General features: G+C 65.5%; 9 protein-coding genes. 6 read left to right on the forward strand and 3 right to left on the reverse strand.

All coding sequences use genetic code 11. The features are described from left to right. Complete coding sequence (locus tag ABIF91_RS26100; protein ID WP_028180940.1) at positions 1 to 1,191, reverse strand: acetate/propionate family kinase; 1,191 nt, start codon at positions 1,189 to 1,191, stop codon at positions 1 to 3. Between the two features lie 2 nt (positions 1,192 to 1,193). Continuing rightward, a complete protein-coding gene (locus ABIF91_RS26105) occupies positions 1,194 to 3,608 on the reverse strand; it encodes a phosphoketolase family protein (protein ID WP_028180939.1) in 2,415 nt (804 codons plus the stop codon). Positions 3,609 to 3,817: 209 nt separating this feature from the next. Between ABIF91_RS26105 and ABIF91_RS26110 the strand changes: the two genes are divergently transcribed. The 4 genes from ABIF91_RS26110 (at position 3,818) to ABIF91_RS26125 (ending at position 8,131) form a co-directional block, all read left to right on the forward strand. Further along, positions 3,818 to 4,981: a PA0069 family radical SAM protein gene (locus ABIF91_RS26110; protein ID WP_028180938.1), complete on the forward strand. Its 1,164-nt coding sequence runs from the start codon at positions 3,818 to 3,820 to the stop codon at positions 4,979 to 4,981. A 24-nt stretch (positions 4,982 to 5,005) separates the two neighbouring features. Continuing rightward, the gene (locus ABIF91_RS26115; protein ID WP_028180937.1) at positions 5,006 to 5,461 is read left to right on the forward strand and encodes a VOC family protein; all 456 of its coding nucleotides are present in this window, start codon (positions 5,006 to 5,008) and stop codon (positions 5,459 to 5,461) included. A gap of 72 nt (positions 5,462 to 5,533) precedes the next feature. Then, positions 5,534 to 6,379, forward strand: a complete 846-nt coding sequence (locus ABIF91_RS26120; protein ID WP_028180936.1) for a ribonuclease HII — start codon at positions 5,534 to 5,536, stop codon at positions 6,377 to 6,379. Between the two features lie 243 nt (positions 6,380 to 6,622). Then, positions 6,623 to 8,131: a glycosyltransferase family 39 protein gene (locus ABIF91_RS26125; RefSeq protein WP_028180935.1), complete on the forward strand. Its 1,509-nt coding sequence runs from the start codon at positions 6,623 to 6,625 to the stop codon at positions 8,129 to 8,131. A 128-nt stretch (positions 8,132 to 8,259) separates the two neighbouring features. Here ABIF91_RS26125 and ABIF91_RS26130 read toward each other — a convergent pair whose 3' ends face one another. Beyond that, a complete protein-coding gene (locus ABIF91_RS26130; RefSeq protein WP_028178658.1) occupies positions 8,260 to 9,072 on the reverse strand; it encodes a uracil-DNA glycosylase in 813 nt (270 codons plus the stop codon). A 135-nt stretch (positions 9,073 to 9,207) separates the two neighbouring features. Here ABIF91_RS26130 and ABIF91_RS26135 point away from each other — a divergent pair, with 135 nt between their 5' ends. Beyond that, positions 9,208 to 10,869 (forward strand): electron transfer flavoprotein-ubiquinone oxidoreductase, encoded by a 1,662-nt coding sequence (locus tag ABIF91_RS26135; RefSeq protein WP_028178659.1) that lies wholly within the window; start codon positions 9,208 to 9,210, stop codon positions 10,867 to 10,869. 286 nt (positions 10,870 to 11,155) lie between these two features. After that, a complete protein-coding gene (locus ABIF91_RS26140; RefSeq protein WP_028178660.1) occupies positions 11,156 to 12,952 on the forward strand; it encodes a tetratricopeptide repeat protein in 1,797 nt (598 codons plus the stop codon). The last annotated feature ends 12 nt before the right edge of the window (positions 12,953 to 12,964 follow it).

Here is a 12,964-nt window from a genome sequence, read left to right on the forward strand (position 1 = left end):
TCACGTGACGTGGCGCCCACGGATCAGAGCGGCGCAATGGCGCGCGATCGTCATCTCTTCATTGGTCGGGATGACGAAGATTTCGACTGCGCTGTCGCTGCCGTTGATGCGCCCGCGCACCGCGTCGTTGCTGGCGGCATCGATGCGCAAGCCCATCCATGCGAGACGCTCGCCGATCGCGCCGCGGATCTCCTTGGCATGCTCGCCGATGCCGCCGGTGAAGACCAGGCAGTCCAGACCGCCGAGCGTGGTCGCCATCATTGCGACAGCCTGCGCCGCACGGAAGGTGAAGAGATCGACCGCCTCTCGCGCCGCAATCTCGCCGCTCGCGAGCAGCGTGCGCATGTCCGCGGAGATGCCGGAGACGCCGAAGAGGCCTGACTCGTGATAGAGCAGGTGCTGGACCTCTTCGACCGACATGTTCTCGTGCTGCTGCAGATAGAGCAGCACGCCGGGATCGATCGTGCCGCAGCGCGTGCCCATCACGAGGCCGTCGAGCGGCGTCAGCCCCATCGTGGTGTCGATGCTGCGGCCATCGCGCAATGCGCAGAGGCTGGCGCCGTTGCCGAGATGCGCGATGATTGTCCGTCCGGCCGCGAGCTCCGGCGCGATCTCGGAAAGGCGTCCCGCGACATATTCGAAAGAGAGGCCGTGAAAGCCGTAGCGCCTGACGCCACGCGCCTCGAAGCGCCCAGGAATGGCGAAGCGGCTCGCCGGCGGCGCGAGGCAGTGGTGGAAGGCGGTGTCGAAGCACGCGATCTGCGTCAGTTCGGGCCGGATCGCCGCGAACGTGCGGACTGGCGCAAGGCAGCGCGGCTGGTGCAACGGCGCCAGTGGCGTCAATGCCTCCAGCTTCGCGGTGATGTCGTCCGTCAGCGCGACCGGGCCGGAATAATCCGGCCCACCGTGAACGATGCGGTGACCGACGGCGCGCAGGCTGCGTTCGCCGAACCGGTCCTCGATGAAGGCGAGCACGTCGGCGAACAGATGGCCGCCGGCGGCGTCCGGCGCGTCCCTTCGTGTCTCGAACAGGTCTTCGCCCGCGGGGTCCTTCACCACGAGCCGGGGTCTTGCCTCGTGTTCGTCGAGCAGGCCCTTGCAGAGCAGGGAGGGCTCGGCCGCCGAGACGTCGAACAGGCCGAACTTGATGCTCGACGATCCCGAGTTGAGGACGAGGACCGTGTCCGGCATGGCTAGTCGCCGGCTTCGGCCGGCGTGTTGCCGCCGGCGCTGTTCGGCCAGACCCAGTCGCGGATCTCGGGCATGTCCTCGCCATGCTCGCGGATATAGCGGGAATGCTCGATCAGTTTGTCGCGGAACTGCTGCTTCACATGCGCGGCCTTGGTCGCCAGACCCGGCACGCGTTCGATCGCCTCGATCGCGAGATGATAGCGGTCGAGCCCGTTGAGCACGACCATGTCGAACGGCGTCGTCGTGGTGCCTTCCTCGGCAAAGCCGCGCACATGCATGCCGGCATGGTTGGTGCGGTTATAGGTCAGCCGGTGAATGAGATAGGGATAGCCGTGATAAGCGAAGATCACGGGCTTGTCCGACGTGAACAGGCCGTCGAAGTCGCGGTCGGAGAGGCCGTGCGGGTGCTGCTCCCTGGGTTGCAGCGTCATGAGGTCGACGACGTTGACGACGCGGATCTTCAAGTCCGGCAGTGCCTTGCGCAAGAGGTCGACGGCGGCGAGCGTCTCCAGCGTCGGCACGTCGCCGGCGCAGGCCATCACCACGTCGGGTTCGCTCTTTCCATCCTCCGTTCCGGCCCAGGTCCAGATGCCGATCCCGGCATCGCAATGCGTCGCCGCGTCCCGCATCGAGAGCCATTGCGGCGCCGGCTGCTTGCCGGCGACGATGACGTTGATGCGGTTGTAGGTGCGCAGGCAGTGATCGGCGATCCACAACAGCGTGTTGGCATCCGGCGGGAAATAGATGCGGACGATGTCCGCTTTCTTGTTGGCGACGAGATCGACGAAGCCGGGGTCCTGATGGCTGAAGCCGTTATGGTCCTGACGCCAGACATGCGAGGTCAGGAGATAATTGAGCGAGGCGATCGGGCGCCGCCACGGCAGCTCGCGCGTGACCTTCAGCCATTTGGCATGCTGGTTGAACATGGAATCCACGATGTGGATGAAGGCCTCGTAGCAGGAGAAGAAGCCGTGCCGTCCCGTGAGCAGATAACCCTCGAGCCAGCCCTGGCAGAGATGCTCGCTCAAGACCTCCATCACGCGACCGTCCTGGGCGAGGTGCACGTCGTAGGATTCGATTGGCTCCATCCAGACGCGTTCGGTGGCCTCGAACACGGCATCTAGCCGGTTCGACGCGGTCTCGTCCGGCCCCATGATGCGGAAATTGCGCTGCTGCGCGTTGAGGCGGATGACGTCGCGCAGGAATTTGCCGAGCTCGCGCGTCGCTTCGGCTACGGTGCCGCCGGGCTGCCGCACCTCGACCGCGAAGCTGCGGAAGTCGGGCAGCTTCAGCTCCTTTTTCAACAGGCCGCCATTGGCGTGAGGATTGGCGCCCATGCGCCTGACACCTTCAGGTGCGAGCGCCTGAAGCTCAGGAGCGAGCGCGCCGTTCGCGTCGAACAGTTTTTCCGGCTCGTAGCTACGCATCCAGTCTTCGAGTATCTTCAAATGCGCGGGATTTTCCCGGCAGCCTGCGACCGGCACTTGATGCGCGCGCCAAAAGCCCTCGACCTTCTTGCCGTCGACCTCTTTCGGGCCGGTCCAGCCCTTCGGGCTGCGCAGCACGATCATCGGCCAGCGCGGCCGCTCGACGCTTGTCCGCCCGTCGCGGGCGTGCTGCTGGATCGAGCGGATGCTGGCGAGTGCGACATCGAGCGCATCTGCCATGGCACGGTGCATCAATTTGGGATCATCGCCCGTGACGAACAGCGGCTCGTGGCCGTACCCACGGAAGAGATCGCGGATCTCCGCATCTCCCATCCGTCCGAGCACGGTGGGATTTGCGATCTTGTAGCCGTTGAGATGCAGGATCGGCAGCACGGCGCCGTCATGCGCCGGGTTCAGGAACTTGTTCGAGTGCCAGGACGCGGCGAGAGGGCCGGTTTCGGCCTCGCCGTCGCCGACGACACAGGCGACGACCAAATCAGGATTGTCGAAGGCCGCGCCATAGGCGTGCACCAGCGCGTAGCCGAGTTCGCCGCCTTCGTGGATCGAGCCCGGCGTTTCCGGCGCCGCGTGGCTCGGAATGCCCCCGGGGAAGGAGAACTGCCTGAACAGCTTGCGCAATCCGTCCGCGTCGCGCGCGATGTCGGGATAGATCTCGCTGTAGCTGCCTTCGAGATAGGTGTTGGCGACCATGCCGGGGCCGCCATGGCCGGGCCCGCAGACATAGATGATGTTGAGGTCCAGCGCGCGGATCACGCGATTGAGATGAGCATAGATGAAGTTCAGGCCGGGCGTGGTGCCCCAATGGCCGAGCAAACGCGGCTTGATGTGCTCGGGCCGCAACGGCTCGCGCAGCAACGGATTGTCGAGCAGGTAGATTTGCCCGACCGAGAGGTAGTTGGCGGCGCGCCAATAGCGATCGAGCAGATCGAGGTCGCCGGTCGCAGCGGCCGTTTTTTGTTGAATTGTCATGTTCCTTCGGCTTTCACCCAGCGATCGTCACCAACTTTGTTCCGGCACGATCGATCCCTGTGCGGGATCAAACGAAATCGTCGTGACGGGCGTATTGCGTGAGGTCAAAGCCGCGCGCCCGAAATTTGGGCGGCTACTATGCATGGGGTTGTTTTCACGTTTTTTGTTTGTGTTCTTGATTTGTTCCGTTTGCATGCTATCTTGATTGCATGAGTCCAGCATCCTCTCATGCTCTCAAGCACCCGCCGGTCACGGCGCCCTCCGAGCCGGCGGGTGCGCCTTCAGATTTCCCCGAGCTTGGCGTCGCCATCGATCGCGCGCGAAGGCGAGGGCGGGGCGCACAATCCAATGCCAGCGGCCGTTACGAGGCCGAGGCGCGCGTCGCTTTCGATGACGGCTGGCAGAGCCTGGAAGAGCTGCCGCCGTTCAAGACCAGTGTCGGTGTCGACACCTCGCGCAAGGTGATCACCCGCAACGATTCCCCAGACATCGGCTTCGACCGCTCGATCAATCCCTATCGCGGCTGCGAGCACGGCTGCGTCTACTGCTTCGCCCGACCGACGCATGCCTATCTCGGCCTCTCGCCGGGGCTGGATTTCGAGTCGAAGCTGTTCGTGAAGCCCGAGGCGCCGGCGCTGCTCGAGAAGGAGCTCGCCGCCACCGGCTACGAACCCAGGATGATCGCGATCGGCACCAACACCGACCCCTACCAGCCGATCGAGCGCGAGCGAAAGATCATGCGCGGAATCCTCGAGGTGCTGGAACGCGCCAGCCATCCCGTCGGCATCGTCACCAAATCGGCGCTGGTGGTGCGCGACATCGACATTCTGGCCCGGATGGCCAAGCGCAACCTCGCCAAGGTCGCGATTTCGGTCACCTCGCTCGATCCGAAACTGGCGCGCACCATGGAGCCGCGGGCCTCGACGCCGCCGAAGCGGCTGGAGGCGCTGAAGCAGCTCTCGGATGCCGGCATTCCGACCACGGTGATGGTCGCGCCCGTGATCCCCGCGCTGAACGATTCCGAGATCGAGCGCATCCTCGATGCCGCCGCCCATGCCGGCGTCAAGGAAGCCTCCTATGTGCTGCTGCGACTGCCGCTGGAGGTTCGCGATCTCTTCCGCGAATGGCTAATGGCGAACTATCCGGATCGCTATCGCCACGTCTTCACGCTGATTCGCGACATGCGCGGTGGGCGCGACTACGACGCGAAATGGGGTGAGCGGATGAAGGGCACCGGCCCGATGGCCTGGACCATCGGCCGCCGCTTCGAGATCGCCTGCGACAGGCTCGGCCTCAACAAGCGGCGCTCCAAGCTGACAACGGATCACTTCGCGCGGCCGAAGCGGAACGGCGATCAGCTCAGCCTGTTCTGACAGGGAAGGTGAAAGAGGCATGGCATGAGTCAGGAATTGGCGGCTCCGCTGCCGAGGCTCACCGTCGTCACGCTTGGCGTGAGCGACATCCGCGCCAGCATCGCCTTTTACGATGCACTCGGCTTCTCGCGCCGGCTGAAGGCCACCGGCGAGGCCGTCGCCTTCTACGATGCCGGCGGTCCGGTGCTCGCCCTGTATCCGTGGGATCAGCTCGCGGCAGATGCGACCTTGCAGGACGCGCCGAGGCCATCGACCTTTCGTGGCATGACGCTCGCCTGGAACTGCCGGACGCGTGAGGAGGTCGATGCGGTGCTGGCCTTCGCCATCAGGAAGGGGGCCAGCTTGCTGAAGGCGGCGCACGAGACAGACTACGGCGGCTATTCCGGCTATTTCACCGACCCCGACGGCCATCCTTGGGAGGTCGTGGTCGCGCCCGGTATCGAGGTGGGCGAGGACCGCCGGGTGCATCTGGCGGACTAGGACGGCCTGAATAGTGGGAATATCCTGGGTTCCCGGTTGCGCCGGCGAAGCCCCTTGCGCACGATCCCGGCCATGATTCGGGACAAGTCCGCCAAGACCCCAACCAAAGACGCGCCAAAAAAGGAGGCCGCGCCTGCCAACGAGGCCAAAGCGCCTCCGGCCAAGGCTCCGAAGGTTCCTGCCGGCAAGAAGGGTATCATTGCCATTGCTCCCCCGAGCTTCCGCCGCGAGCGCGCGCTGATCAAGCGCGGCGTCTGGCCGGTTGCCGGCTGCGACGAGGCCGGCCGCGGCCCGCTGGCGGGCCCCGTCGTTGCGGCCGCGGTGATTCTCGATCCCGACCGCATTCCGCGCGGCATAGATGATTCGAAACGGCTGACTGCCGAGGAGCGCGAGAAGCTGTTCGACAAGATCTGCGCCACCGCGCAGGTCTCGGTCGCCGTCGCCTCGCCCTCGCGGATCGACCGCGACAACATCCTGCGTGCCTCGCTGTGGGCACTGAAGCGCGCCGTGGTGGCACTGCCGGAGGCGCCCCGGCACGTCTTCGTCGACGGCCGCGACCGGCTCGACACCGAATGCGATTGCGAGGCCGTGATCGGCGGCGACGGTCTCGTGCTGTCGATCGCCGCGGCATCCATCGTCGCCAAGGTGACGCGTGACCGGCTGATGTGCGCGCTGGCCCAGGACTGCCCCGGCTATGGCTTCGAGCAGCACAAGGGCTACGCCGTCCCCGACCATCTCGAGGCGCTCGACCGCCTCGGCCCCTCCGTCCACCACCGCCGCTTCTTCGCCCCCGTCGCCGCCGCCCGCGCCAAGCACATGCCGTGGACCGTCGAGCCGGTGCAGGATCTCTTCGCGGTGACAGAGGTCGAGGTGCAAGTGGACGCGGCCGTCGAGATCGACGTCTCGGCAAATCTCTAAATCGACCCCACAGCTCTACCATCCGTCATGGCTGGGCTTGACCCGGCCATCCACGCCTTGCGCACCGTCCCAAGCCCGGGCATGACGACCAATAGCGCAAGTGTGCGCAGGTGTGCTTGTGCCTCAGCCTGTAAGAACGGGGAGAGGGGGCAGACCGAAGTTGCCACGACGCGCGGTGCCCCTTATCAAAGTGTTCGTGAGCGAATAGGGCCGGCTGGACTGGCTGCATCATTCGGACGTTGCATGCGGTTTACCTCCCTGGTCATCGAGCTCATTCGCGCCCGGCCGCGGCTGATCGTCTGGATCGCCGTGCTGCTCCAGGCTTTGATGTGGCTGTTCGTGGCGCTGGTGTTCTACCGCAGCCCGCCCGGCAACGTCGCGACCCTCCTGGCCTTCGGTCGGGAATACCAGGTCGGCACCGATCTCGGCCCGCCGCTGCCGGTCTGGCTCGCTGACATTGCCTATCGTGCCGCCGGCGGCCACATGCTGGGCGTCTATGTCCTCGCCCAGCTCTGCGAGATCGCGACCTTCATCGCGCTCTATCATCTCTCCCGTGCCGTGATCGGCTCGCAGCAGGCGGTGCTCGCCGTGCTGCTGACGATGACAGTGCTGGCCTTCTCCTCGCCTGCGCTCGACTTCGGGCCCCTGGTGCTGGCGCGGCCGCTCTGGGCGCTCTTGCTGCTGCATTCCTGGCAGATCATCGGCCAGCGCCGCGGCAATGCCTGGTTCGCCTGGTCGATCGAAGCGGGCCTCTTGCTGCTGACGACACCGGCGGCGATCTTTCTCCTCCTGCTGATCGTCGTCTTCGCGGTCTCGACCGCCCGCGGCCGGCGGACCCTGCGCGGGCTCGATCCGTTGTTTGCGCTGATCGTCGTCGCCGTGCTGGCGCTGCCCTATGCGGTGTGGCTGATGCGGGCCGAGACGTTGACGATGCCGGCCTTGCCGCAAGTCGCCGAGCTCAACGCCCGCGCGCTGCGTGCGGCCTGGCTGTTCGGCGGACTCGTGCTCGGGGCTGCCGCGATCCCGGCGCTGACCTTCCTCAACACCGGGCTGTTCGACGGCAAGGGCGAGGAACCGCCGATCATCTACCGCCCGCCGGTCGAGCCGCTCGCGCGCAACTTCGTCTATTTCTTCGCGCTGGCTCCGCCGCTCGGCGCGGTGCTGATCTCCGGCCTGCTCGGGCTCGACTCCGTCGTCGGCGGCGCCGGTGTCGTGCTGGTCATGCCCGGGCTTGCCGTGGTCGTTGCGGCCGGCGATCTCATCGCGATGCGCCGCACGCGGATGCTGCGCATGGTATGGGCTGCTGCCATCATCGCGCCCGCCGCCGGCGTGGTGCTCGCCGTCCTGTTCCTGCCCTGGACCGGCGCCAACGAGATTGCGACCTCGATGCCGGCGCGCGCGATCTCGGACTTCTTCGACGAGAGCTTTGCCCGTCGCACCAACCATCGCCTGCGTGCCGTCGCCGGCGAGACGCAGCTCGCCAGCCTGATCGCGCTGCATTCCGGCCGGCCGCATCTGTTCATCGATGCCGATCCTGCGCGCACGCCGTGGATGAATCAGGCAAAATTCAGCGAGACCGGGGGCGTCGTGGTCTGGCGCGCGTCCGATACCGCCGGCACCCCGCCGCCGGACATCCTCAAGCGCTTCCCCGGCATCGTGCCGGAAGTCCCGCGCGCCTTCGAATGGCTGGTGACCGGCCGCCAGCAGCTGCTCCGCATCGGCTGGGCCATCGTGCGGCCGAAGGGGACCTAGGCCACGCACGTTGTCATTCCGGGGCTCGCGAAGCGAGAGCCCGGAATCCATCGAGCGGCAGAGTTTGTGGATGAATGGATTCCGGGCTCGCGGCTTTGCCGCGCCCCGGAATGACGCCGCGCAAGTGGTTACGTCGCGCCTTGCGTCAACACCTTTGCGATCGATCGCAGATCCTGCCAGGCCAATCGCTTGTAGGATGGCGAGCGCAAGAGATAGGCCGGGTGGAATGTCGGCAGCGCGCGGATGGTGCGCCCGCCGGTGTCGTAATCGAACCAGCGTCCGCGGGTGCGCATAATGCCTTCACGCGTTCCGAGCAGAGTCTGCGTCGAGGGATTGCCGAGCGTCACCAGCACGTCCGGGTTCACGAGCTCGATATGGCGCTGGATGAAGGGCAGGCAGATCTGCGTTTCCTGCGGCGTCGGCGTGCGGTTGCCGGGCGGTCGCCAGGGAATGACGTTCGCGATGTAGGCGGTGTTGCGGTTGAGCCCGATCGCGCCGATCATGAGGTCGAGCAGCTTGCCGCTGCGTCCGACGAAAGGCAGCCCCTCAATGTCCTCGTCGCGGCCCGGCGCTTCGCCGACGAACATGATGCGCGCCTGCGGATTGCCGTCGGCGAACACCAGCCGCGTTGCGGTGTGCTTCAGCGCGCAGCCCTCGAAGCCCTGCATCAGCTCGCGCAGTGCCTCCAGCGTCGGCGCTGTGCGCGCGGCCTCGCGTGCCGAGGCGATGGCGACGTCCGGTGCAGGCGCGGCTTCGCCGCGCATGACCGCGGGCGCGGCGACCGGCCGCGGTGCCTCGACCGGCGGCGTGCGCGGGCTGGGGGGCGGAGCATCGATTTCCGCCAGGCGATCTATCGGTTCCTCCGCAAGCGCGCAGTCGACACCGGCCTCCAGATAGAAGGCGAGCAGCTCTCGGACGGTGGGTGCGGGTTCGGGGATCATGGGAAAGTCTGACTTTTATATCACCTTGGACGGCCTTGCACCCCGACGAAACGCATTTCCATGGTTGTCCTACCCGGAAAAATCGGAAACAAGAGGGCGCAAACGACCGAGGACCGTCTCAAGGGCTGAGATCAGATGAGCACCGAAGCACTTCCCCCGCGCGAATCCATGGAATTCGACGTCGTCATCGTCGGCGCCGGCCCCTCGGGTCTGTCCGCAGCGATCCGGCTGAAGCAGCTCAACGCCGATCTCAACGTGGTCGTGGTGGAGAAGGGCTCCGAGGTCGGCGCGCATATTCTCTCGGGCGCCGTGATCGACCCGGCCGGGCTCGACAAGCTGATCCCCGACTGGCGCGAGGATGCCGACTGCCCGCTGAAGACGCAGGTCAAGGACGACCGCTTCTACTGGATGACGGCCGGCGGCGCGATCAAACTGCCGAATTTTCTGATGCCGCCGCTGATGGACAATCATCACTGCTACATCGGCTCGCTCGGCAATGTCTGCCGCTGGCTGGCGCGCAAGGCCGAGGCGCTCGGCGTCGAGATCTATCCGGGCTTTGCGGCGGCCGAAGTACTTTATGACGAGGACGGCAAGGTCAAGGGCATCGCCACCGGAGACATGGGCGTCGGCCGCGACGGCAAGCCGAAGGACTCTTTTACCCGCGGCATGGAATTGCTCGGTAAGTACACCCTGTTCGCCGAAGGCGCCCGAGGCAGCCTGACCAAGCAGCTCATCAACAAATTCGCCCTGGACGCCAAGAGCGAGCCGCCGAAGTTCGGCATCGGCCTCAAGGAAGTCTGGCAGATCGATCCCGCCAAGCACCAGAAGGGCCTGATCCAGCATTCGTTCGGCTGGCCGCTCGACATGAAGACCGGCGGTGGCTCGTTCCTCTATCACTACGACGACAATCTCGTCGCCGTCGGCTTCGTCGTCCATCTCAACTACGACGATCCCTATCTGTCCCCGTTCGACGAATTCCAGCGCTTCAAGACCCATCCCTCGATCCGCAATACCTTCGACGGCGCCAAGCGGCTCGCTTACGGCGCGCGAGCGATCACCGAGGGCGGCTACCAGTCGGTGCCGAAGCTCAGCTTCCCCGGCGGCGCGCTGATCGGCTGCGCGGCCGGTTTTGTCAACGTGCCGCGCATCAAGGGCGTGCACAATGCGATGGGCACCGGCATGCTCGCGGCCGAGCACGTCGCAGCCGCGCTTGCCGCCGATCGCGCCAATGACGAACTCGTCGAATACGAGAATGCCTGGCGCACGTCGTCGGTCGGCAAGGATCTGTTCCTGGTCCGCAACGTCAAGCCGCTATGGTCGAAGTTCGGCACCGTGCTCGGCGTCGCGCTGGGCGGCTTCGACATGTGGTGCAACACGCTGTTCGGCGCCTCGCTGTTCGGCACCCAGTCGCACGCCAAGCCTGATCGTGCCACGCTCGATCCTGCCAAGCAGCACACGCCCAAGGCCTACCCGAAGCCGGATGGCAAGATCTCGTTCGACAAGCTGTCCTCGGTGTTCCTGTCCAACACCAACCATGAGGAGGACCAGCCGGTCCATCTGAAGGTCACGGACATGAACCTCCAGAAGACCTCCGAACATGACGTCTTCGCCGGTCCTTCGAACCGCTATTGCCCGGCCGGCGTCTATGAATGGATCGAGGAGGGCTCTGGCCCGCGCTTCCAGATCAACGCCCAGAACTGCGTCCACTGCAAAACCTGCGATGTGAAGGACCCCAATGGCAACATCACCTGGGTTCCGCCCGAGGGCGGCGGCGGCCCGAACTACGAGGCGATGTAAGGGCAGGTCGGGTGATCTGGCGCACGTTCGCGTGAGGACCCGGCTGCGGCCAGCCGCCGCGGCCACGATAAGGCCATAGTGGCGGCGTCTTGGGACGCTCTTGGCGGATTCACTTGGCCGATTGGGGGCATGCGGCGGGGGCCGCCCGGTCCGAATCCTTGCGGCGAAGCGCCAAAAGCGGCATTGTCGGCCCGACGGTTCCGGGTCCCTATGCCACCGGCCGCGTTCGCATGCGATACGGCCCCCTGTTGCAAACCCAGGCACTACCAACTCAAGGCGAGCCCTGATGTTTTCAAATCGTTTCATCCGCTGGACTGCTGCCGCCATCGCTCTCACGGGCACCGCGATCGTGGCGGTCCCCGGTGCGGTCCTGGCGCAGACGCCGGATCACCCGGAGAACACGGCGGCGCAGTTTCCGACCCGAAACGATCTGAAATCGCTGACCGGTGCTGGCAGCTATCTCGCCGCCCGCCACGCCAGCGTCGAGCGTGACGCGGCATCCGCCGCCGCATTCTACCGTTCGGCGCTCCGGACCGATCCCAAGAACAACGAACTGCTCGACCGTGCCTTCATCTCGTCGGTCGCCGACGGCGACCTCGAGGAAGCGGTCAAGCTCGCCGAACGCATCCTCACCATCGACAAGACCAACCGCGTCGCGCGTCTCGTCGTCGGCGTGCATGATCTCAAGCTGAAGAAATACGCGGCCGCGCAGACCAACATCAACCAGTCGGTCCGCGGCCCGATCACCGATCTCGTCGCCACGCTGCTGTCGGGCTGGGCCGCCTATGGTGCAGGCGATGCCAAGGGTGGTGTCGCCACCATCGACAAGCTGGCCGGTCCGGAATGGTATCCGCTGTTCAAGGACCTTCACGCCGGCATGATCCTGGAGCTCGCCGGCAAGGAGAAGGACGCCGGCACCCGCTTCGAGCGCGCCTACAAGCTCGACGATTCCATGCTGCGCGTGACCGAGGCCTATGCGCGCTGGCTCTCGCGCAACAAAGATTCCGCCGCCGCGACCACCGTCTACCAGGCCTTCGACAAGAAACTCGCCCGTCATCCACTGATCCAGGAAGGCCTGCGTGAGACCAAGGCCGGCAAGAAGATGCCGCCACTCGTCGATTCCGCGCAGGCCGGCGCCGCCGAAGCGCTCTATGGTATCGGCGCCACGCTGACCCGCCGCGGCGGCGAGGACCTGGCGCTGGTCTATCTCCAGCTCGCGCTCTACCTCCAGCCGACCCATCCGCTGGCCCTGCTCTCGCTCGCCGATCTCTATGAATCGGTGAAGCGGCCGAAGATGGCGATCAAGGTCTATGAGCGCGTGCCCGCGACCTCGCCGCTCAAGCGCAATGCCCAGATCCAGCTCGCCATTGATCTCGACACCGCCGACCGCACCGACGAGGCGATCAAGATCCTCAAGGGCGTCACGTCAGAGGATGCCAAGGACCTCGAAGCCATCATGGCGCTCGGCAATATCGAGCGCGGTCGCAAGCGGTTCGGCGATTGCGGCGCGACCTATTCGCAAGGGATCGACGTGCTGCCGCCCGGCAACGACAAGGCCAACAGCGTCTGGTACTATTATCGCGGTATCTGCGAGGAGCGCTCCAAGCAGTGGGCCAAGGCCGAGGCCGACATGAAGAAGGCGCTGGAGCTCCAGCCCGACCAGCCGCACGTCCTCAACTATCTCGGCTATTCCTGGATCGACCAGGGCGTGAATCTCGACGAAGGCATGAAGATGATCAAGCGTGCCGTCGAGCAGCGTCCCGACGACGGCTACATCGTCGATTCCCTCGGCTGGGCCTATTACCGCATCGGCAACTACGAAGAGGCGGTGAAGAACCTCGAGCGTGCGATCGATCTCAAGCCCGAGGATCCCACCATCAACGACCATCTCGGCGACGCCTATTGGCGCGTCGGCCGCACGCTGGAGGCAAAATTCCAGTGGTCGCATGCCCGCGATCTCAAGCCCGAGCCGGAAGAACTTCCGAAGATCGAGGCCAAGATCGCCAACGGTCTCGCCGACGACAATTCGAACTCTTCCGCGGCTCAGGCCGATAAGAAGAAGGACGACGACAAGGGCGGCTGAAGTTTTGTTTGG

The sequence above is a fragment of the Bradyrhizobium sp. USDA 241 genome (assembly GCF_049739505.1).
Taxonomy (GTDB): domain Bacteria; phylum Pseudomonadota; class Alphaproteobacteria; order Rhizobiales; family Xanthobacteraceae; genus Bradyrhizobium; species Bradyrhizobium liaoningense.